The sequence below is a fragment of the Amycolatopsis coloradensis genome (assembly GCF_001953865.1).
Lineage (GTDB): Bacteria > Actinomycetota > Actinomycetes > Mycobacteriales > Pseudonocardiaceae > Amycolatopsis > Amycolatopsis coloradensis.
Window position 1 is genome coordinate 414,960 of sequence record NZ_MQUQ01000005.1, and the last position, 20,718, is coordinate 435,677.

Genomic DNA, 20,718 nt, shown 5'->3' on the forward strand with positions numbered 1-20,718 from the left:
TCTTGGGCGAAAAGCGGATCAAGCCGCGGAACGCTCGGCGTCGCCGGTGTCGGTCCGGGGCGGCGGAAGGGGGGTGACGGTGGCGTTCTTCTTGCCGCCGCCGGAGAGCAGGACCCGGCGCATCATCGACGGCTTCATCAGCGCCTGCGGCGGGTCGATCAGTGAGATGGTGCGCATGAACCCGCGGGCCACCACCGGGTCGTTGGCGGCGGCCGCCATCACCTTCGACATGTAGGCGTTGCCGATCTTGGTGGCGAGGGTGCGCTTCCCGCGCACCGTCTCGTAACCGAGGTCGGCGGAAGCGGACATCATCCACGGCGAGTCGGTCGCCTTGGCCAGGTCGCGGAAGTAGCCGCGGAAGTCCGGCTCGACACCCTTTTCCAGATGCTTGCGCAGTACGTTCGCGCCCATCGCGGCGACCGTCATGCCCTGGGCGTAGACGGGGTTGAAGATGCAGGCGGCGTCGCCGAGGATCAGGTACCCGGCGGGGAAGCGGCTCAGCTTCTCGTAGTGGCGGCGGACGCTGGCCGGGAACCGGAACGATCCGGCCGGCGCGCGCTGCTCCGCGTTCTCGATGGCGTCGTAGACCTCCTTGACCGGCAACGTCTTGGCGTAGGCCAGGAAACCTTCGTGGTCGGTCGGCGCCCGGTCGCCCGCGATGCCGGTGAGGGTGAGGGCGTACCGGTCGGCGAGGCGCGCGAAGATGCCGCCGCGCGGGAAGTCCGGGGTCGCGGTCGGGACCAGCGCGATGTCCTCACCGAGCGGGTCGACCGGCAGCGGGCCGACGAAGTCCATCGTCGTGTAGGTCAGGTCCATCTGGACCTTCTCCTCCGGCGCCTTCTCGTAGCCGAGTTCCTCGAGCCAGCGCGGGGACCGCGAGCCGCGGCCGGAGGCGTCGACGATCAGGTCCGCGCTGATGACCTCCTCGCCACCGCCGTCCCGGCTCTGCACGCGGACACCGGTGATGCGTTCGTCGCGCTCGTTCGAGACCAGGCCGACGATGTCCGTGCGCTCACGCAGGACGACGCCGGGGCGGGGCAGCGTGCGGGAACGGAGGAAGTGCTCGATCACCGGGCGGTTCGCGGCCACACAGGCCATCCCGGTGTCGGTGACGGCGAACATCTCGCCGTTGAAGTAGTAGTGGCAGGTCGAGCCGTAGTCGCCGACCGGGACGCCCGCCGCGATCATGTCGTCGACGAACCCGGGGAACAGGTCTTCGATGATGATCCGCCCGCGTTCGAGCAGGGCGTGGATGTGGATCGCCCACGAGATCGCCGGGCGCGGGTCCGTCCCGGCCGCGGTGAGGTCGTCACGTTCGATGACGGTCACCTGGCGGTAGGCGTCGGAAAGCACGCGGGCGGCGAGCATCCCGGCGATGCTGCCCCCGAGCACGACGGCGTGATCGCCGATTTTCGTTCCCATTGGCGTATGCCTTTCGGTGATCAGGTGAGTGGGCGGACACGAAAAACGCTATGCCGCTCCCCAGGTGTCCTCTTCTCCCGCTTTGCGAGGCGCTTCTCCGCGGTTGCGAGCTTGGTCCGAGGCGGTGTTCCGGCGCCCGGTGAACGCGTAGTTTCCGATGTGGACCTCCGCGTCACGAGGAAGGAGAACGGAATGGGTTCGGCGTTCGTCGTCCGTTACCAGACGACCCCGGAAACCGCCGGTGAGAACAAGGAATTGGTGGAAGCCGTCTTCGCGGAATTGGCGCGGGAACAGCCCGGGGGGCTGAGCTACGCGTCGTTCAGGCTCGACGACGGGGTGAGTTTCGTCCACGTCGGTGTCGTCGAGGGCGATGGGAACCCTCTAGCCGCTTCGACCGCCTTCCACGAGTTCCAACGGGGCATTCGCGAACGGGCCCCGGAAGGACCGGTACCCAGTGGGGCCACGCTCATCGGCTCCTATGGCTTCTCCAGTGATCACAACGGAAACGAACGACAGGAGACAGACCGATGACCGCAACCGCCGACACCGCCACCGGAGTGGCCGCCCTGCCCGGCCAGATCGTCGCCGCCTGGGCCCGCCACGACGCGGAGGCGTTCGCCGACGTGTTCGTCGAGGACGGCACGATGATCCTGCCCGGCGTCCACGTCAAGGGCCGCGACGACATCGCGAAGTTCATGGGCGGCGCGTTCGCCACGGCCTATCAGGGCTCCCAGGTCACCGGCACCCCGTTCGACGTCCGCGAGATCGCGCCCGGAGTCGTCGTGCTGTACACCGAAGGCGGCGTGATCCAGGCCGGTGACACCGAGGTCGCCGAGAACGCCAAGGTGCGTGCTTCGTGGACCGCTGTCCTGCGGGACGGCGAATGGAAGCTCGCCGCCTACCAGAACACGCCGCGCGACTGACGGCTTTCGCGCGAAGGAGTCCCTGCCCGCGAACTTCGCGGGCAGGGGCTCTTTCACTTACCTCATCGGAAGAACTTCGTCAGCAGTTCGGCGCCCAGCGTGTCGTCCATCAGGTGCCCCGCGGTGTCCATGGTGACGTACTCACCCCGCGGGATCCCGTCGGCGACGGCCTGGCACATGTCTTTCATCCACTGTGGACTCTTGTTCCCGCCGAGCACCAGACCGGGCACCGTGATCGCGCTCAGTTCCTCGGCCGGGACGCGGTCCGCGTCGTCGGACAGGATCGAGTCGTACGGCATCGAATGCGCCATCGCCTCGAACGCGGGCCAGATCGGATGCGTCGAGAAGAAAGCGATCTCGTCCTCGGTGAAAAGCGCGTCCCATTTCAGGAACAGGGAGACGGCCTCCTTGACCCTGTCCTGTTCGAGCAGCTCCCTGAGCTGCTCGGTGTAGCCGGGCGGGACCTTCGGGCCGCTGTACGGGGGTTCGTACATGGCCAGCTTGAGCATGGGGACGCCACGCGCGGCCGCCGGTACGGCGATCATCGAGCCGGTGCAGTTCGCGAAGACGTGGGCGGTGCCGCCCGCGGCCTCGATCACCGCCTCCAGGTCCTCGATCTCGATGTCCACTGTGTACGGCCCAACGCGCTTGTCGTCGCTGTCACCGCGAGCACGGCGGTCGTAGTTGTACACGGTGAAGTTCTCGGACAGGCCCTCGGCGAGTTCGGCGTGCATCGCCTTCTCGTTCAGGCCGCCGCCGATGATGATCACCGGCGGTCCGGTGCCCGACTTCTCGTAGGCGATGGTGGTCCCGTCGGCGGACCTCACCGTCTCGATCGGGAGGTCGCGGTTGCCGTAGTCGAGGTTCTCGATGTTGGCCTGGTCAGTCACGGTCCGAACCCCTCGCTCGCAAGGCCTGCTTGAACTTCCGGAGATCGTCGAGGAACAGGTCGGGCGCCTCGAGGCCCGGGAAGTGACCACCCCGGTCGAGCCGCCGCCACTGCACGATGTCGGAGAAGGCCCGGTCCGCGTAGGTGCGGATCGGCTCCATGATGTCGTACTTGTACGCCGCCACACCGATCGGCGTGGAGATCGGCGGCAGGGGCGCCACGAACGTCCTGTATTCCTCGAACCTCGGGTGCGCGACGGCCAGTTCGGGGTGCGGCGTCGCCGAGGTCCGGGTGAACTGGGCGTTGTCGCAGTAGAAGTGCGCCGCGTTGCCCGCCGAGCCGGTGAGCCAGTAGAGCGTCACGTTGGCGAGCAGGTCATCGCGATCGAAGACCTCCTCCGGCGAATCGACGGCACCCGACCAGCCGTGGAACTTCTCGATGTACCAGGCGAGTTGCCCGACCGGCGAATCGGCGAGACTGTAGCTCAGCGTCTGCGGCCGGGTCGCGTGCTCGACCATGTACCCCGGCGCGGGGAACATGTACGGGTCGAGCAGTTCGAGTTCCTCTTCGCTCAGGCCTTCGAGATCGCTCGCGCCGGCGGGCGGGGTCACCAGGAAGTTGACGTGTGCGGCGAGCACGTTCTCCGGCTTCATCGCGGCCAAGATGATCGAAATGAACGAACCCCAGTCCGCGCCCTGGACGATGTAGCGGTCGTAGCCGATCTCGGCCATCAGCTTGCCCCAGATCTCCGACATCTTGGGGACGGTCCAGCCGTGCTGGGTCAGCGGAGTGGAGAAACCGAAACCCGGCAACGTCGGGATGACGAGATGGTAGGCGTCCTTCGGGTCGCCGCCGTGGGATCGCGGGTCGGTCAGCGGCCCGATGAGGTCCAGGTACTCGATGATCGAACTCGGCCAGCCGGTCGTCATCACCATCGGCGTCGCGTCCGGTTCCGGCGAACGGACGTGCAGGTAGTGGATGTTCGCCCCGTCGATGTTCGTGACAACCTGGGGGAACTGGTTGATCTTCGCTTCGGTGGCACGCCAGTCGTATTCGGTGCGCCAGTACTCGACGAGTTCCTTCAGATAGGACTGCGGCACACCGCGGGTCCAGCCGACGTCGGGAGTCTCGGCTGGCCAGCGGGTGTCGTCGAGCCGCCTGCGCAGGTCGTCGATGGCTTCCTGCGGAATGTCCACTTTGAACGGAGTCATGACCGGGTCCTCAGTACGTCGGTGATGGCGGCGGAGATCTCCGCGGCCTGTTCTTCTTCGAGCACGAGCGGCGGACCGACGACGAGCGTGGGACCGTAGTCACGGGCCAGGACGCGGTGCTTGCCGCGCAGGTCGTCGATGATCGCGACCATGCGGTCGAACGGCATCGGCTCGCCGGTGTCCGGGTCGGCGGTCAGTTCGATGCCGACCATGGCGCCGTGCACGCGGACGTCGTGGACGTTCGGGAGGTCACGGATGCCGTCGAGGCCCTCGGTGAACCAGCTCTCGATCTTCTTGGCCTGGCCGAGGATGTTCTCCCGTTCGATGATGTCGAGGTTCACCAGCGCCAGCGCGCACGCGACCGGATGCCCCGAGTAGGTCAGCCCGTGGAAGAAGAACTTCTCCGGGTTGCCGACCATGACCTCGCCGATCTCGTCACGCATGAGGACGGCGCCGAGCGGCGCGTAGCCACTGGAGATCCCCTTGGCGGTGACGATGATGTCCGGGCTGTAGTGCGCCGAAGCGAACCAGTCGCCCGTGCGGCCGAAGCCGGTGATGACCTCGTCGGCGATCAGCAGGATGCCGTACTTGGACAGCAGGGTGCGGATCCGCGGCCAGTAGTCCTCAGGCGCCACGATGACACCGCCACCGCCCATCACCGGCTCGCCGATCATCGCGGCGATCTTCTCCGGTCCGATCCGGAGGATCTCGGTTTCCAGTTCCTGCACCAGAAAGTCCGTCGGGTCCTGCCCGCCGAACATCTCCGGATGAGACAGCATGGGCGGGCTCACCTTGGCGACGTGCGGCATGGTCGGCCCGGCGCCGAAGTGCATGTCGTCCATACCGCTGACCGAACCGCCGGCGAGAGTCGTTCCGTGGTAACCGAACTGCCGTCCGATGATCCAGGTCCGCTCGGTGTCACCGCGTTCGAAGTGGTACCGGCGCGCGATCTTGAGCGCCGCCTCGGTCCCGTCCGAACCACCGCTGGTGAAGTGGATCTTGGTCATCCCCGCCGGGGCGAGCTCCGCGAGGCGGGCGCCGAGCCGGATCGCGGGCTCGTTCGAATATTCGCGCCACAGCGAGAAATACTCCAGCTTCTCCGCCTGTGCCGCCGCGGCCTCCGCGAGTTCGGCGCGCCCGTGGCCGACGGCGACCACCCAGTTGCCACCCGCCATCCCGTCGATGAACGGGACGTCCGCGGCGTCCCACACCACGGATCCCTTGCCGCGGACGAAGATGTTGCGCTCGGTCCGCGTCGGGTTCTGGTGCGGGTGGATGAGGTGCTTGCGGTCCAGAGCCTGAAGCGCGGCCGCGTACTCCGCGCTCCCCCGCGCCTCGCTAGCGATGGTCATTTCGGCGTTCCCTCCGCGGATTCCGGCATCAGACACCACCCACGCTAGGGGAGACGGCCTCGGTGGTCTTCTCAACGATTGCCGCGGGATTCAGGAGTTCTTCCCGCAACCGAGGAGAATCCGGGTCCCCGTCGATCTTGTTCAATTTCCGTTATGGTCGATTTCGTCGTGGTTGGGGCCGGTGCGGCCGGTTGCGTCCTCGCCAACCGGTTGAGCGCGGACCCGTCCGTCTCCGTCGTGCTGATCGAAGCAGGGTCGTCCGACGATCATCCGAACTTCCAGGTCCCCGTCGCCGGGGGAAAGTTCTTCAAGACCCGGTACGACTGGGATTTCGACACCCATCAGGAGCCGCACCTCGGGGGACGGCGGGTCTACCTGCCGCAGGCCCGTGTCGTCGGCGGCGGGAGTTCGGTGAACGGCGGCGCCTACGTCCGGGGCAACCGCGCCGACTTCGACGAGTGGGCCCAGCCCGGCTGGGATTTCGTCGGGATACTCCCGTTCTTCCGGCGTTCGGAGGACAACGAACGCGGCGAGGACGAGTTCCACGGTGTCGGCGGACCGCTGCGGGTCAGTGACGGACGGACGGGGAATCCCAGCTCCGCCGCGTTCACCGAGGCCGCGCTCGAGGCGGGCTACCACCACAACGCCGACTTCAACGGCGTCACCCAGGACGGGTTCGGCGTATTCCAGGTGACACAGCGGGATGGCCGCCGGGCGAGTACCTCGTCGGAGTTCCTGCGTCCGGTGCTGGGCCGTCCGAATCTCACCGTCGAGACCGACCTCGAAGTGCACCGCGTCCTCGTCGAAAACGGCAGGGCGGTCGGGATCGTCGGCAACCGGCTCGACGAGATCATCGAAATCCGCGCCGAGCGCGAAGTCATCATCAGCGCCGGTACCTACAACTCGCCGAAGATCCTGATGCATTCGGGGATCGGCCCGGCCGATCACCTCCGCGCGTTCGGTCTCGACGTCGCCGTCGACCTGCCCGACGTCGGGCAGCACCTCCAGGACCATCCGCATGTCTGGCTGAGTTTCGGCCACGACCAGCCGGTGAGCCTCCTCGCCGCCGGTGAGCCCGAGCACGCCGAGCGGTACGAACGCGAGGCGGCGGGTTTCCTCACTTCGGGTGGCCCGGAGACCGGGGGCTTCGTGACGGTCACCGGTGACGCCCCGGATCTCCAGCTCATCTGTATGCCCTTGATGGTCTCCGACGGCTTCCTCTCGCCGCCGTCCCGCCACGCGCTTTCGTTCGGTGCCTCCGTGGCGAAACCGCGCACCCGCGGGAACGTGACCCTGTTCAGCCCCGAACCCACCGCCAAACCGAAGATCGTGCAGAACTACCTCGCCGATCCGGCCGACCTGGCGATGGCGATCGAAGGCGTGCGGATCAGCCTGCATCTCTCCCGGCAGGTGGCGCTCAAGCCGTACACGCTCGACGCCATCGCGGCGCCCGCCTCCGACACCGAAGCGGATCTGGCTGATTTCACCCGGCGTAACGTGCTCACCGGCCACCATCCGGTGGGTACCTGTGGAATGGGCCGCGTCGTGGATGCGCATTTGCGGGTTCTTGGAATAGAATCACTTCGTGTCGTGGACGCTTCCGTCATGCCGACGATCGTGCGGGGCAATACCAACGCCCCGGTCATCGCCATCGCCGAGAAAGCGGCGGAGTTGATTCTCCACGCGGGCACCTGAACTACGACGGCTCATGAACTACGACGAGGAAGATCCGATATCATGGCTGACAACACACCGCAGGCGATCGACGTGACCTTCACGGCCGAAGTCATTCCCGACAGCAACAGTGGCTGGCCGTGTGTGAACATGCCGGACTCCGCGGAGTTCTTCGGCACCGGCAAGGCCGTCAAGGTCAGCGGCACCGTGGACGGCCACGACTACGAGGCGAGCATGCTGCCGATCGGCGGTGGCGTGCACATGATGCCGCTGCGCAAGCCGTTCCGGAAGGTCATCCAGAAGGAGATCGGCGACAAGGTCACCGTGCACCTGACCAAGCGGATTTCCTAGCCGACACAACGCAAGGGGCCGGACCGAGGATTCTCGGTCCGGCCCTTTCGCGTGGGGCTATTCGCCGCCGGTCCAGATCGGCCGCAGCTCGACGCTCTGCCCGGGAGCGGCGAACTCCTCGGCGATCTCGTCGGCACGGGCCTGGTCCTTGGCCTCGATCAGGAAGAAGCCGGCGAGGTGGTCCTTCGTCGTCGAGTAAGGACCTTCACTCTTCTTCGCCGAGCCGGATTCGTACTCGTAAAGGCTCGCCTTGGCGGGGTCGCCGAGCGCTTCCCCGCCGACCAGCTCACCGTTTTCGTGCAAACGGCCGAGCAGCGCCTCGAATGCCTCGAAGTGCTTCTTGCGCTCGTCCGCGGAAAGGCCGGCGAATTCCGGGGTGAATTCCTCCACCGGGTGTCCCCACGGCTCGGGGTGCGAGTAGAGCAGGACCATGTACTTCATTGTTTCCCCTTCTTACTTCCGCTTGTAGGCGGCCATCGTGGCAGAACCGAATCCGGCGATCAGCACGACACTCGCGACGAGCACCCAGATGATCTCGCCGACGTCCGGGTTGCCGCTCATCAGTCCGCGCATCGCGGTGACCAGATGCGTGATCGGGTTCCAGCTGACCGCGGCTTCGAGCCAGCCGGGCATCGTGGACGGCTGGACGAACACGTTGGACAGGAAGGTCAACGGGAACAGCGCCACCATGCTCACGCTCATCACGGTCTTCTCCGACCGCATGGAAAGCCCGAGGAACGTCCAGATCCAGGAGAGCGAGAACGAGAACACCAGCAGCAGGGCGACGGCGCCGACGGTACCGGCGACGCTTCCCAGGTTGTAACCCATGATCAGGCCGACGCCGATGATGACGACGCAGCCGATGAGGTAACGCAGGAAGTCACCGAGCAGGTAGCCGACGATCGTGGCGGGGCGCCAGATCGGCAGCGTGCGGAACCGGTCGAAGACACCCTTGGCGATGTCGCTGTTCACCGCGACCCCGGTGTACATCGTGATCATCACGACGGTGATCGCGAGGATGCCCGGGAGCAGGTAGTCCAGGTACGCCTCGGTCGAACCGCCGATGGCGCCACCGAAGAGGTACGTGAACATCACGGTCATGATGATCGGGAAGCCCGTGACGTCGAACAGCTGCTCGGGCAGGTGCTTGATCTTCAGCGCGGCGCGCCACCCGAAGGTGAGCGACGCGGACAGCGCGCTCGGGCGCTTGGGCCGTTCGACCGACGCGAGAACCGCGTCGAGAGCGGTGGGGTCGGCTGCCCGGGTTTCTTCGGGAGCCTCGGTCGTTTCGGTCGGCTTGATGGTGGAAGTCATCGGTTCGCCCCCTCCTTGGCGGCGTTCTCCGGCGTCGCGGGCCGGTCGGTCAGCGCCAGGAACACTTCGTCGAGACTCGGCTGCCCGAGCGAGAATTCGTCGACGACGATGTCGCGCAGCGAAAGCTCGTGCAGGGCCTTGGAAGCCCACTCGGCCATACCCGCGTCACCGTCCACACCGGGGATGCGGGCGCTGACGAGGACCTCGTCGTGTTCCGAAAGCGTTGGCTGCTCCAGGAACCGCGCGAGCACGCCCTGCGCGTCGGCCCGCTGGTTGGCGTGCCGCAGTCGCAAGTGGATCGCGCCTACCCCGATCGACGCCTTCAGCTGGCCCGGCGTGCCCTCGGCGATGACCTTGCCGTGGTCGACGACCGCGATGCGGCTGGCGAGCTGGTCGGCCTCGTCGAGGTACTGGGTGGTCAGCAGCACCGTGGTGCCGCGTTTGACGACCGCGCGCACGATGTCCCAGACCTGGTTGCGGCTACGCGGGTCGAGACCCGTGGTCGGCTCGTCGAGGAAGAGCAGATCCGGGGTGTTGACGATGCTGGCCGCGATGTCGAGCCGCCGCCGCATACCGCCGGAGTAGTTCTTCACCTGACGACCGGCGGCCTCTGTCAGCCCGAAGGCGTCGAGAAGCTGCTCGGTGCGCGCCTTCGAGGCGGCCTTGCCGTGGCCGAGCAGACGGCACAGCAGGATCAGGTTCTCCGTGCCGGTCAGGTCGTCGTCCACCGAGGCGTACTGACCCGTCAGGCTCACGCGGGCACGGACGGCGTCCGACTCGCGCACCACGTCGTGACCGAAGACCTTGGCCTGTCCTCCGTCGGGACGCAGCAACGTCGCCAGCACCTTGACCGAGGTCGTCTTCCCCGCGCCGTTGGGCCCGAGGACGCCGTACACCGTTCCCGCGGGAACGGTGAGGTCGAGACCGTCGAGCGCGCGTTTGTCACCGTAGATCTTCGTCAACCCGGACGCTTCGATCGCGGGATCCCCGTCGCGGACCTTTGCCATGATTGAACCCTTCTGGTTCTGTTTACCTTGCATTGTGTCGACGGCGGATCACCACGAACAGTGATCAGGCCACGACCGCGATGTGAAGAGTTCATGGTCACCGATCAAAAGCACGAGCTCTTCTCCTGGCGTGCCACCTCCCTTGCCGCGCGCAGTCGAGGAGAGGCCGCGCGGGCTGGACGGCCGAGAATCTTCAGCATTGCCTGATGGCGCCTTAGGGAGGACGAAAATGAGCTGGTACTCCGACGATGGCCTGTGGTCGGGCTTCTCCGAGCTGATGTGGCCGCAGCGGCTGACGGTGGAGGCGGACGAACTCGTGCGGGAATCACCGTTGCTGGCCTTCCCGGCGGGTTCGCGGGTGCTCGACCTGTGCTGCGGGCCGGGCCGGTTCGTCGTACCGCTCGCCCGTAAGGGTTACCAGGTGACGGGGGTCGACCTCAACGCCCCCGTGTTGGACCGCGCCAAGCAGGCCGCCGCCGACGCGGGTGTCCCGGCCGAGCTGGTGCAGGGCGACATGCTCGAATTCGTCCGTCCCGGTGGATTCGACGTCGTGTTGAACATGTACACGTCATTCGGCTACTTCGACGACGCCGAGAAGAACCTTCAGGTGCTGCGCAACGCGCACACGAGCCTGGCGCCGGGCGGCAAACTGCTGCTGGAGGTGTACGGCAAGGAGATCGTCGCGAAGAACATCGGCCGTACGCACGCTTTCCCGCAGCCCGACGGTATCGCGTACATGCGGCACAGCGTCCTCGACGACTGGACGAAGCTGCGCACTGACTGGACCCTGGTCGACGGCGACACCGCCCGCTCGGCGCACATCCAGTCCTACATCTACAGTGCCGCCGAACTGCGGCGCCTGTTCGAGGACGCCGGCTTCACCGACATCGAGGCCTACGGTGGTTTCGACGGCGCACCCTACGACAAGCGCGCCAAACGGCTGATCGTTCAGGGCATCAAAGCCTGAGCACGGTCACCCGAAAGGCCCCTCTCCTGATGACCGATCCGGGAGAGGGGCCTTTCGTCATACGTGTGCCGGACTGTCCACAAGGGACGCGAGGAGTTCCCGGACCCGGCGGTCCATGTCGTCCCGAAGCGGCCGGATCCCGGTGACCCCTTCGTGTTCCGGGTTGGGGACGATCCACTCGACGTACCGGGTCCCCTCGGCGATCGGGTAGGTCTTGCAGCCCATGGTGATCACGACGTCGGCGGCCGCCACGTCCTCGTAGGTGACCTGGCTCGGCACTTCGCCCGAGATGTCGACGTCCCATTCCGCGAGCGCGCCCGCCACCAGCGGATTGATCCGCTCCGCCGGATCGCAGCCCGCGGACCGCACGGTCACCCGGCCGAATCCGTGGTGCTTCAGCAGTGCGGCGGCCATCTGCGACCGGCTCGCGTTGTGCACGCATACGAAGAGGATTTCCGTCATCGTCCGCCCATTTCGTCGGTTCTGTGGCCCGGTCACGAGATTACCCGTGAAATCCTCATCGGCACCGCATGGGAAAAGGGGGCGCAATCGAGGAGAACTTCATCGGGCCGTCCCATTCGCAGCATGGGAGAAGAGGATGTTGTATGGCCACTGACAGACTTTCGCCATGACCGAGATACGGGTGAGCGGTGCCGTCATGGCGCATCCTCGGCGCAGAGAAGAAGCGGAAGCGCTCGCGCGGCTCGATCCGGCCGGCGCGACACGGGTCGTGCTCGATCCCGAACCGGACGGTCCGCCGACGGCCGCGCGCACCACGAAACGGGCCTGGAGCAGCGTTCCCGACGACGCGACGCACTTTCTCGTCCTCCAGGACGACGTTCAGCTCGCCGAAGGGTTCTTCGAGCACGCGAGGAAAGCGGCCGAGCGGCTGCCGGACGACGCGATCGCGTTCTACGCCAACTGGAACTCCCGCAACGGCGCGGCCGTGCGGATGGCGGCGGCCGCGGGAGCGGACTGGGCGACGGCGGTCAACGAGTACGCGCCCTGTCTCGCGCTGATGCTTCCCGCGGAAATCGCCCGCGGCTACGGCGGCTACGCGGTCCGGAACGGTGACCGCTGGCCGTGCGACGTGCTGATGTTCCGGTATCTCAAAGCGCTGGAAGTCCCGATCCGCATCGCGGTGCCGAACACCGTCGAACATTCCGGCCTGCCCAGTGTCGCCGGAAACGACGCGCACGGCCTGAGGCGTTCCGCGTGTTTCTCCGGAACCGCTCCTTCGGCCGCCGGTGACGTGGTCGCCGAGCATGAAGTGATCCCCTTTCACAAACACCTGACTTCCGAATGCGCCGTGCGCGGCGACGGGTACTGGGAGTACCTCGGAACAGAACGGCTCCTGCGGCGATCGGGGATTTCGCCGCGGGAGTGCAGAACCGAATTCGAGCGCGGAGCGGACCTGTCCGAAGCCGCCTGGCAGACCTGGCTGACCGCGTTCACCATGGGTCTGTCCACTGTGGAACACAGCGGCGCGGTACTGGATCAGGCGCTCGCGACCATCGGTCCGGGCGGGGTCTGCGATCAGCTCCTCGCGGCCGAAATCGAGGCGATCACACCCGCGCACCACGACGTCGCCGTATGGGGCTTCGCCGCGGGACGCGACCGAGCGGCTCGTCCCAGGCGGCCTAGGCGCGGGACCGGGATCCAGGTCGCCATCACCGGGCCCGGCGGCCCGCTCGCCGGGCACCTGTCCGGACTGCTGGCCGAACTCGGCCACGACATCGTCGACAGCGCAAGGGCTTCCGAATCGACGAAGCTCGTTCACCTCGGTGACGCGGCGGATCCCGGCGACGTCTTCTGCGCCATCGTCGACACCGGGCCGCGCGAGCACGTCCTGCGGTTCGCGACGCCGATCGGCCCGCATACGTCGACGGAAACCCTGGTGGCGCACTGGATCGAGCTGGCATGGACGCGGCAGGCCCTGCCGGTCGATCCCGACCGGGTCCACCAGTTCACCGACGTGCGGGACATGGCGAGCGCGATCGACGCGGTGCTGTCCGGGGGACCGGTCGCGCCGGTGTACGACATCGCGACGGCGACCCTCACCGGGAACGAACTGGCCAAGATCGTCTGCACTTCGGTGCGCGTGGTTCCGACGGAGTACGTCACCTCGTCACCGGACACGCCCGTGCTGAAACTGGGACTCGCCGCGGCCGAACTCGGCTGGACGGCTACGATCCCACCCGACGAAGCCGTCCGCGCGTTCGGTAAATGGCTCGCCTACGACACGGACCGGGTCCGATGAGGATCCTCGTCGCGGGGCCGGTCCCCGAAGCCAGCGACTATGGCAACGGCGTCACCGCGCGCCGCTGGGCCCATCTGCTGAGGGACCTCGGGCACGACGTTCGCGTCGTCCAGGACTACGACGGCGGGCGGTACGACCTGCTCATCGCGTTGCACGCACGGAAAAGCGAGGCCGCGATCCGCGCCTTCGCCGCCGAGCGCCCGGACGCGCCGATCGTCATCGCGCTGACCGGCACGGACCTCTACCCGGATCTGGTCACCGGCGGTGTCGACCTGAAGCTGCTCGAACGCGCCGCGCGGATCGTCGTCCTGCAACCGCGAGGAGTCCGGCAGGTTCCGCTCGCTTTGCGGAGCCGGACCAGGGTGATCACCCAGTCGATGCCGCCGATTTCGGGCGCGACGCCGTCGGAGGACCGTTTCGAGGTCGCCTTCCTGGCGCATGCCCGGCCGGTCAAGGATCCGCTGCGGCTCAGCGAGGCGGTGCGGAAACTGCCTTCGTCGTCACGGATCGCCGTGACCCACGTCGGCGGCGTGCGCGAGGACGACATCGGCGACCGGCTGCGCGCCGAGTCCACGGAGAATCCGCGCTATTCGTGGCTCGGCCCACTGCCGCGGCCGGAAGCGCTCGCCGTGCTCGCCCGCAGTCGCCTGCTGGTGCTCACTTCGCTGCACGAAGGCGGCGCGAACGTCGTCACCGAAGCACTCGCCGCCGGGGTCCCGATCGTCTCCACCCACATCCCCGGTTCGGTCGGGCTGCTCGGTGAGGACTACGCGGGCTACTTCCCCGTCGGCGACACCGACGCGCTCGCCGACGTCCTCGACGCCGCCGAGCACGACCGCGACGGGCTCTACACGCGATTGCGGTGGCAGTGCGCCGCCCGCCGCGCTTCGGTCGATCCGGAGCGCGAAACCGAGTCATGGGAACGACTGCTCGCCGAAGTGGTCCCAGCGAACGCCGGATACGAGGGAGTGCGATGAAACTCAGGAAGAGCGTTCCGAAGGTCGGGGGCGGCGGGGTGCACCGGGAGTTCACCTCCGAACAGACTTACGCCCGGATCGAGCCGCATCTGCGGCGTGCCGGGGTGACCCGGGTCGCGGAGATCACCTGGCTCGACCGGGTCGGCATCCCGGTCTACAACGCCATCGCGCCCCGCTCCAACGACATCATCTCGGTCTACAACGGCAAAGGCCTGACCAACACCGACGCCAGGACGTCCGCGGCGATGGAGGCGATCGAGCGGTTCTCCGCCGCGCTGCCGGTGCGGCCGCAGGTGATCGCGTCCTACGAGGAACTGGTCGCCGAAGGCCGCATCGTGCTGGACCCGCGCGAGAACAACGCGGAACTCTCCGCGAACTACCGAGACGATCTCCCGATCTCGTGGGTCGAGGCGTACGACCTGATGAACTCCGAATCGATCCTCATCCCGCAGGCGTCCGCCGTCTACGGGCTGAAGTTCCACGAACCTCCCTGCTACAAGGTGCTTTCCACCAACGGCCTGGCTTCCGGCAACAGTCTCGAAGAGTCGATCTGCCACGCGCTCACCGAACTCATCGAACGCGATTCGATGACCAACGCCGAACTCGTGAGCAGCCAGCTGGCGCAGGTGCTGGAGAAGGGCATCTTCGTCGAGCCGCAGCCCGAGCACGTCACGTCGTACCTGCGTGAGCTGCACCCGCACGTCGACCTGGAAACGCTGCCACCGCTGGCGAAGTCCCTCGTGGGCAAATTCCACGACGCCGGTCTGAAGATGCGCATCGTGCACATCACCTCGGATCTGGAGATCCCGAGCTTCCTCGCCGCCACCTCCGAAGACCTCGGCCCGACGACGTCGCAGGGGCACGGCGGGTTCGGCACGCATCCCGACGCGAGCGTCGCGCTCATCCGCGCCATCACCGAATGCGCGCAGGGCCGCGCGGTCGACATCCAGGCGATGCGCGAGGACATCCGGCTCCCGACCGAGAACGTGTCCAAGTACCAGAACCACGTCCAGCGGTCGGCGACCATCGACAAGGGCGCGTGGGCCTGGCAGCCGATGCGCAAACAGGTCGCGTTCGACGAGATCCCGTCGTGGACCACCGACGACGTGATGACCGACATCGAGCTGATCCTGGACCGCCTCCGCGCGGCGGGCATCGACCGCGCGCTCGTCGTCGACCTCTCGCCGCCGGGGATCCCGGTCAACGTCGTGCGGGTGATCGTGCCGCGGCTCGAATCGTGGGCCGTCGACCACTGCAAGATCGGCCCGCGCGGCGCGGCGGTCTGGAACGACACGCTGCTGGAACTGTCCGCCCGCATCCGGGCCGCCGAACTTTCCAAGCCCGCTTAGGAGATCGTCATGCGCGCAGTGGTTTTCATCGGCCCGAGCATCGACCGCGAGTCGGCTTCGGCCGAACTCGACGTCGAGTTCCTGCCGCCGGTCAAACGAGGCGACCTCGCCGAACTGCTGGCCCGGCCGGAACCGCCGGAGGCCATCGGCATCGTGGACGGGCGTTTCCTGCAGAGCCTCTGTATCTCACCGAAGGAGGTGCTCGAAGCGATGGACCGCGGTGTCACGATGTTCGGTTCGTCGAGCATGGGTGCCCTGCGGGCGGCGGAATGCTCGCCGTTCGGCATGGTCGGTGTCGGCAAGATCTACGAGGAGTACCTCTCCGGCCGGATCGACGCCGACGACGAGGTCGCCGTCACCTACGACGAGGAGAACCTCGCGGCGCTTTCGGAGCCGATGGTGAACATGCGGTTCGCCGTCGCCGCCGGCATCGAGGAGGGCGCGTTCGCCCCCGAGACGGGGGAGCGGTTCCTCGAGATCGCCAAGGAGCTGTACTTCCCGCAGCGCGTCAACCGGACCGTGCTCATGCTGCTGCGCCGGGAACTCCCGGAGGCCGAGTACGACCGGATCGCCGCCTTCTTCGCCGGCGGGGCCCCCGACACGAAACGCGAGGACGCCTTGTTGCTCCTCGCGGCCATGCGGAACCACCTGGACCCGCAGATCAAATCCGTCGAAGACCGAGGTGCGCTGTGAACATCGACCCCTCCCTCGCCCCGCTGGCCGGGTTCGGCCCCGAACAGCTCGAAAGGTTCCTGGAGGCCGTGCGGACGTCGTCCGAGGGCGTCCAGGGCACCCTCGAGTCCCTGACCATGACGATCATGACTTCGATCGAGTGACCGAGGCGATCAGGAATCGAGAAGCGCCGGACGCCGGCCTCACCTAGCGTCACCGGCATGGACATCAGCATTCACGGAAGCTTCCTCCCGCAGACCGACCCCGAAGCCGCACTGGCGTTCTATCGCGACCTCCTGGGCTTCGAGGTACGCAACGACGTCGGTTACGACGGGATGCGCTGGCTCACCGTCGGCCCGCCGGGGCAGCCCGTGTCGATCGTGCTGCACCCGCCCGCCGTCGACCCCGGCGTCACCGACGACGAGCGCCGCGTCATCAGCGAGATGATGGCCAAGGGCACGTACGCGGGCATCCTGTTCTCCTCGGACGATCTCGACGGCCTCTTCAAGCACCTCGCCGAGGCGGACGCCGAGATCATCCAGGAGCCGACCGACCAGCCGTACGGCCTGCGCGACGGGGCCGTCCGTGACCCGTCCGGGAATTTGATCCGTATCCAGCAGCGCGTCTGAAATCATCGGGTGCGGGCACGGACGTGGATCCGTTCGCCCTGGCTGCCGAAGAGGCTGAGCACCTCCACCCGCCCGCGGCCGGTGGAGCCGAACCAGTGCGGCGTCCGGCAGTCGAACTCGGCCGCCTCGCCGGGGCCGAGCACGACGTCCTGGTCGCCGAGCACCAGCCGGAGCCTGCCGCGCAGCACGTAAAGCCACTCGCGGCCGGTATGCGTCCGCGTCCGGGGTTCGTCGTCGCCGGGCGGGATCGTCATCTTGTAGGCACGGGGCCCGTCCTCGTGCCGGGTGAGCGGGATGAGGACCCGGCCGTCCGAGGGCGGTTCGAGCACCCTCGGTGAGGACACGATCTCGTCGACGCGCAGGCCCAGCGCGGCGATGACCGGCAGCAGCAGTTCGAGGCTCGGCTTGCGCTGCCCGGACTCGAGCCGGGACAGGGTGCTGGTGGAGATGCCGGTGGCGCGGCTGAGTTCCACCAGCGTCGTCCCCTTCTTCTCACGAGCGCGCCGCAACCGGGGCGCGATCAGCTCGATCGCCGCGGTGACGGCGGGTTGGTTCTCCATTCCGCCAGCACAGCAGTGCGTCCCGATTCCGGCAAAGTTCTTTGCCGGAACAGCCAGACGCTTCGGATGCTGGTGCCATGTCCGAATCTTCGCGGCTTCCCGCCGGCGTCTATCTCCTCGCTTTCAGCCTGTTCGCGATGGGGAGCGCCGAGTTCCTGATGGCCGGCGTCCTGCCCTCGGTCGCCGGCGACCTCGACGTCTCCCTGTCGTCCGCCGGAGCGCTCATCACCGCGTTCGCGCTCGGTGTCGTCCTCGGCGGACCGCCGTTCGCCGTGCTCAGCCTGAAGTGGCCGCGGCGAACGGCGCTGATGACCACACAACTGGTGTTCGCCGCCGCGATCGCGGCAGGACTGCTCGTCGGTGACTACTGGATCCTGCTGGTCACCAGGTTCGTCGCCGGCCTCGCCTACGCCGGCTTCTTCGCCGTCGCCGCCGTGACCGCGATCAGCCTCGTGACGCCCGATCGCAACGCCCGCGCCTCGGGCGTCGTCGTCACCGGGCTCAGCGTCGCCATGGTGGCCGGGGGACCGGCGGGCACCCTGCTCAGCAATCTCACGGACTGGACCGGCGGCTTCTGGGGCGTCGTGGCGCTCACCGTCCTGGGCGTGTTCGCCTGCGCCGCGGGCTTGCCCGCCACCACGTCCACCGCGCCGAGCCTTTCCGGCGAACTGCGCGCGATGCGTTCTTGGCGCCTGTGGAGCGTCTATGCCGTCACGATCCTGAGCACCGCCTCGTACATGGTGTCCTTCAACTACCTGTCGGCGATGTTGGCGGACGTCCTTCCCGCCGTCTGGATCCCCGCCGTCCTCGCGCTGTTCGGCATCGGCGCCTTCGCCGGCCTGTCCCTCGGCGGCCGGATCGCCGACCGGCGCCCACGCCACGCACTTCTGGGCGGCGTCCTCGGCATCGCGGTGTTCTCCGCCCTGCTCGCTCTCTTCGCCGCCTCCGCTTGGGTTGTCGTGCCTTTGGTGTTCCTGCTGGGTATCGCGGCTTTCGTGATCAACCCGGCGCTCTACGGGCGGGTCTTCGCCCTTGCCGGTTCCGCCCCGACCCTCGCCGGTGCCACCACCGTGTCGGCCTTCCAGTTGGGCATCAGCCTCACCCCGGCCTTCGCCGCCGGGGCACTCAACCTGGGCGCCTCGCTGACCGCCATCCCGTGGATCGGCGCGGCCCTGGCGCTGGTCACGGTGCCACTTGTGCTCGTTTGCTAGCATGCGAGCATGGCTCAGGTCGAGAAACGGCAATTCAACGTCTATCTGCCGCCCGACCTCATCAAGCGGGTGAAGCACGCGTCCGTCGATGCCGACGAGTCGCTCTCGTCGTTCGTCGAACGGGTGCTGGAGGACTACCTGCTGCGCACCAGTGAGGAACGCGAACGATGAAAGTTGTGCCGATCCGCTACAGCTCGGATGTCGCGGCCATGACACGGTTCTATGAGGCACTCGGCCTGCGGGTCGAGTCGAAGTCACGCCCCGGCGGGTGGGTCGAACTGCCCGCCGCGGGCGGGATGCTGGCCATCCACCGGTCCTCCGGCGAGGACGTGGGCCGCTGCGAATTGGCCTTCGAGGTCGGCGAACCGCTGGAAGACGTCGCGGCGCGCCTGCGGGCGGCCGGTTTCGAGCCGGGACCGCCGATGGACGAAGGCTTCGGTCATTCGCTGCGCGTTCGGGATCCCGACGGCGTGTGGGTCCAGCTCAACCTGTACGACCGAGACCTCTACACATGACAGGAGTCCGGCTGGCGGCCGGCATCGTCGCGCTCGAATTCGCGGCCGCGGTGACCGGTTTCGTCGCCTCCACCCTGCTGCCCGTCGTCGCCGGCGATCTCGATGCGAGGGACAGCCTCGGACTCCTGATCGCCGGCTCGTCCCTGGGCCTGTTCGTCGCTCTTCCCTTGGCGAGCCGGGTTCTCGCCCGCCTGGGCCCGCGCGGCACCCTCGCCGTCGGGATGATCACCTACCTCGGCGGACTCCTTCTGGCCGCGATGTCCCGCACGGCGTGGATGTTCGCCCTCGGTCAGTTCTCCGCCGGTCTCGCCAGCGGTCTCCTGGCGGTCTTCGGTATCAGCACGGCGATCCGGCACCTCGACGAACGACTCCGGCTGAAGGTGGTCGCGGCGTCCTCGGCGATGTGGATCGTCCCCGCCCTGATCGGCCCGGCCGCGACCCTCGGCCTGGAACACCTCGTCGGCTGGCGCTGGACCCTGCTGCTGCCGGTGCCCTTCGTCCTTTTCGGACGGTTACTGGTCGTGCGCGCCGCCCGTGGCTCCGCAAATTCCACCGAGACGCCACGCCCGCTGTCGCGGACCCTGACAGTGCCGCTCGGCGCGGCGTGTGTCGTGTTCAGCAAGGGTTCCTGGCCGATCGCGCTCGCCGGTGCGGCGATCACCGTCATCGGGATGATCGCGATCCTGCCCACCGGAACCGCGCGGCTCCGGCCCGGAACCCCCGCCGCGCTCGGCGCGATGGTGCTGTTCGCGATCGGCTATTTCGGCGCGGACAGCCTGATCACCGTCCTCCTGACGACCGAATCCGGGGCGAGTCTCGGCCAAGCCGCGATCGTCCTGAGCGCCGCCCCTCTTGGCTGGGCCGTGACCAGCCTCGTCGCGACCCGCTTCACCTCGCCGCACTTTCCCGTCGTGGGCTTGAGCCTGACCGCCCTCGGCACCGGGGCCCTCGCCTTCGGCGATTCGTTCGCCGTGGCCCTCGTCGCCTGGACCTTGGCCGGAATCGGCGTCGGACTCGCTTATCCAGGCCTGTACATCAGAGCCACGACCGCGGGCTCCAGCGGTTTCACCGCCGCAGAACTCGCGACCGCTGTCATCACCGCGGAATGCGTCGGGCAACTGCTGGGCCGGGCCGTCGGTGGCGCTTTGAGCACCTCCGACACCGGTCTGTTCGCCTCGTACGCGCTGTTCGCCGTGGCCCTGGCCGCTTCCGCGAGCGCCGCAGCCCGCACATAGACCCTCTGGAATCTGAGTGAACCGGCATCCCGTGTCGCGTTGGGCGGCACGGCAGAGACCCTCTGAAATGTCAGAAGGGCCACGTCCTAAAAGGAAGTGGCCCTTCTGACTACCTGTTGTGGAGCTGAGGGGAATCGAACCCCTGACCTTCTCGATGCGAACTGTCGGCATCGACGTTTCCCCAGGTCGTTGAGGTCATG

At 67.5% G+C, this 20,718-nt stretch carries 24 protein-coding genes; 15 read left to right on the top strand and 9 right to left on the bottom strand.

Annotated features, from left to right (window positions below; translation table 11 throughout):
- Positions 1 to 18: 18 nt before the first annotated feature.
- Entirely contained in the window at positions 19 to 1,422 is a 1,404-nt protein-coding gene (locus tag BS329_RS11470; RefSeq protein ID WP_076159121.1) for an FAD-dependent oxidoreductase, read from the bottom strand.
- A 192-nt stretch (positions 1,423 to 1,614) separates the two neighbouring features.
- Here BS329_RS11470 and BS329_RS11475 point away from each other — a divergent pair, with 192 nt between their 5' ends.
- Positions 1,615 to 1,953 (top strand): hypothetical protein, encoded by a 339-nt coding sequence (locus tag BS329_RS11475; protein WP_076159124.1) that lies wholly within the window; start codon positions 1,615 to 1,617, stop codon positions 1,951 to 1,953.
- Entirely contained in the window at positions 1,950 to 2,345 is a 396-nt protein-coding gene (locus tag BS329_RS11480; RefSeq protein ID WP_076159127.1) for an SgcJ/EcaC family oxidoreductase, read from the top strand. Before BS329_RS11475 ends, BS329_RS11480 begins: the two co-directional genes overlap by 4 nt.
- 62 nt (positions 2,346 to 2,407) lie before the next feature.
- On the opposite strand, the gene BS329_RS11485 is transcribed toward BS329_RS11480, so the two are convergent.
- Genes BS329_RS11485 through BS329_RS11495 form a run of 3 tightly spaced genes read right to left on the bottom strand, consistent with a single transcriptional unit; the run spans position 2,408 to position 5,797 of the window.
- Positions 2,408 to 3,235: an alpha/beta fold hydrolase gene (locus BS329_RS11485; RefSeq protein WP_076159129.1), complete on the bottom strand. Its 828-nt coding sequence runs from the start codon at positions 3,233 to 3,235 to the stop codon at positions 2,408 to 2,410.
- Positions 3,228 to 4,445: an epoxide hydrolase family protein gene (locus BS329_RS11490; RefSeq protein WP_076159132.1), complete on the bottom strand. Its 1,218-nt coding sequence runs from the start codon at positions 4,443 to 4,445 to the stop codon at positions 3,228 to 3,230. The genes BS329_RS11485 and BS329_RS11490 overlap by 8 nt, the downstream gene beginning before the upstream one ends.
- Entirely contained in the window at positions 4,442 to 5,797 is a 1,356-nt protein-coding gene (locus tag BS329_RS11495) for an aminotransferase family protein (RefSeq protein ID WP_076159135.1), read from the bottom strand. The genes BS329_RS11490 and BS329_RS11495 overlap by 4 nt, the downstream gene beginning before the upstream one ends.
- Before the next feature lie 153 nt (positions 5,798 to 5,950).
- Between BS329_RS11495 and BS329_RS11500 the strand changes: the two genes are divergently transcribed.
- Together BS329_RS11500 and BS329_RS11505 are read left to right on the top strand one after the other, a co-directional pair.
- Positions 5,951 to 7,492, top strand: coding sequence for a GMC family oxidoreductase (locus tag BS329_RS11500; RefSeq protein WP_076159138.1), 1,542 nt, complete (start codon positions 5,951 to 5,953; stop codon positions 7,490 to 7,492).
- Positions 7,493 to 7,534: 42 nt separating this feature from the next.
- Entirely contained in the window at positions 7,535 to 7,822 is a 288-nt protein-coding gene (locus BS329_RS11505; protein WP_076159141.1) for a DUF1905 domain-containing protein, read from the top strand.
- 57 nt (positions 7,823 to 7,879) lie between these two features.
- On the opposite strand, the gene BS329_RS11510 is transcribed toward BS329_RS11505, so the two are convergent.
- From BS329_RS11510 to BS329_RS11520, 3 genes are read right to left on the bottom strand one after another with little or no spacing between them, the layout of a single operon-like run.
- On the bottom strand, positions 7,880 to 8,263 hold the full coding sequence (locus BS329_RS11510; RefSeq protein WP_076159144.1) for a YciI family protein: 384 nt from the start codon (positions 8,261 to 8,263) through the stop codon (positions 7,880 to 7,882).
- A gap of 12 nt (positions 8,264 to 8,275) precedes the next feature.
- Positions 8,276 to 9,136, bottom strand: coding sequence for an ABC transporter permease (locus tag BS329_RS11515; protein ID WP_076159147.1), 861 nt, complete (start codon positions 9,134 to 9,136; stop codon positions 8,276 to 8,278).
- The gene (locus BS329_RS11520; RefSeq protein ID WP_143252976.1) at positions 9,133 to 10,143 is read right to left on the bottom strand and encodes an ATP-binding cassette domain-containing protein; all 1,011 of its coding nucleotides are present in this window, start codon (positions 10,141 to 10,143) and stop codon (positions 9,133 to 9,135) included. Before BS329_RS11520 ends, BS329_RS11515 begins: the two co-directional genes overlap by 4 nt.
- A 229-nt stretch (positions 10,144 to 10,372) precedes the next feature.
- Here BS329_RS11520 and BS329_RS11525 point away from each other — a divergent pair, with 229 nt between their 5' ends.
- The gene (locus BS329_RS11525) at positions 10,373 to 11,110 is read left to right on the top strand and encodes a class I SAM-dependent methyltransferase (protein ID WP_076159154.1); all 738 of its coding nucleotides are present in this window, start codon (positions 10,373 to 10,375) and stop codon (positions 11,108 to 11,110) included.
- 57 nt (positions 11,111 to 11,167) lie between these two features.
- Here BS329_RS11525 and BS329_RS11530 read toward each other — a convergent pair whose 3' ends face one another.
- A complete protein-coding gene (locus tag BS329_RS11530; protein ID WP_076159157.1) occupies positions 11,168 to 11,572 on the bottom strand; it encodes an arsenate-mycothiol transferase ArsC in 405 nt (134 codons plus the stop codon).
- A gap of 166 nt (positions 11,573 to 11,738) precedes the next feature.
- On the opposite strand from BS329_RS11530, the gene BS329_RS11535 reads away from it, so the two are divergent.
- Genes BS329_RS11535 through BS329_RS11555 form a run of 6 tightly spaced genes read left to right on the top strand, consistent with a single transcriptional unit; the run spans position 11,739 to position 16,997 of the window.
- On the top strand, positions 11,739 to 13,370 hold the full coding sequence (locus BS329_RS11535) for an NAD-dependent epimerase/dehydratase family protein (protein ID WP_076159160.1): 1,632 nt from the start codon (positions 11,739 to 11,741) through the stop codon (positions 13,368 to 13,370).
- Positions 13,367 to 14,347 carry a selenoneine biosynthesis selenosugar synthase SenB gene (gene senB, locus BS329_RS11540; RefSeq protein WP_076159162.1) on the top strand — a complete coding sequence of 327 codons (981 nt, stop codon included), beginning with the start codon at positions 13,367 to 13,369 and terminating at the stop codon, positions 14,345 to 14,347. Before BS329_RS11535 ends, senB begins: the two co-directional genes overlap by 4 nt.
- The gene (locus BS329_RS11545) at positions 14,344 to 15,696 is read left to right on the top strand and encodes a YcaO-like family protein (RefSeq protein WP_076159164.1); all 1,353 of its coding nucleotides are present in this window, start codon (positions 14,344 to 14,346) and stop codon (positions 15,694 to 15,696) included. The genes senB and BS329_RS11545 overlap by 4 nt, the downstream gene beginning before the upstream one ends.
- A gap of 9 nt (positions 15,697 to 15,705) precedes the next feature.
- Positions 15,706 to 16,389 (top strand): TfuA-like protein, encoded by a 684-nt coding sequence (locus BS329_RS11550; RefSeq protein ID WP_076159167.1) that lies wholly within the window; start codon positions 15,706 to 15,708, stop codon positions 16,387 to 16,389.
- Positions 16,386 to 16,532: a hypothetical protein gene (locus tag BS329_RS43310; RefSeq protein ID WP_158075771.1), complete on the top strand. Its 147-nt coding sequence runs from the start codon at positions 16,386 to 16,388 to the stop codon at positions 16,530 to 16,532. Before BS329_RS11550 ends, BS329_RS43310 begins: the two co-directional genes overlap by 4 nt.
- A 57-nt stretch (positions 16,533 to 16,589) precedes the next feature.
- Positions 16,590 to 16,997, top strand: coding sequence for a VOC family protein (locus BS329_RS11555; protein ID WP_076159170.1), 408 nt, complete (start codon positions 16,590 to 16,592; stop codon positions 16,995 to 16,997).
- Positions 16,998 to 16,999: 2 nt separating this feature from the next.
- On the opposite strand, the gene BS329_RS11560 is transcribed toward BS329_RS11555, so the two are convergent.
- A complete protein-coding gene (locus BS329_RS11560; protein WP_076159173.1) occupies positions 17,000 to 17,557 on the bottom strand; it encodes a helix-turn-helix domain-containing protein in 558 nt (185 codons plus the stop codon).
- Positions 17,558 to 17,634: 77 nt separating this feature from the next.
- On the opposite strand from BS329_RS11560, the gene BS329_RS11565 reads away from it, so the two are divergent.
- Genes BS329_RS11565 through BS329_RS11580 form a run of 4 tightly spaced genes read left to right on the top strand, consistent with a single transcriptional unit; the run spans position 17,635 to position 20,518 of the window.
- Positions 17,635 to 18,768: an MFS transporter gene (locus BS329_RS11565; RefSeq protein WP_076159176.1), complete on the top strand. Its 1,134-nt coding sequence runs from the start codon at positions 17,635 to 17,637 to the stop codon at positions 18,766 to 18,768.
- A gap of 9 nt (positions 18,769 to 18,777) precedes the next feature.
- On the top strand, positions 18,778 to 18,939 hold the full coding sequence (locus tag BS329_RS11570; protein WP_076159180.1) for a CopG family transcriptional regulator: 162 nt from the start codon (positions 18,778 to 18,780) through the stop codon (positions 18,937 to 18,939).
- Positions 18,936 to 19,283 (top strand): VOC family protein, encoded by a 348-nt coding sequence (locus tag BS329_RS11575; RefSeq protein WP_076159183.1) that lies wholly within the window; start codon positions 18,936 to 18,938, stop codon positions 19,281 to 19,283. Before BS329_RS11570 ends, BS329_RS11575 begins: the two co-directional genes overlap by 4 nt.
- Entirely contained in the window at positions 19,280 to 20,518 is a 1,239-nt protein-coding gene (locus BS329_RS11580) for an MFS transporter (RefSeq protein WP_076159185.1), read from the top strand. The genes BS329_RS11575 and BS329_RS11580 overlap by 4 nt, the downstream gene beginning before the upstream one ends.
- Positions 20,519 to 20,718: the final 200 nt, after the last annotated feature.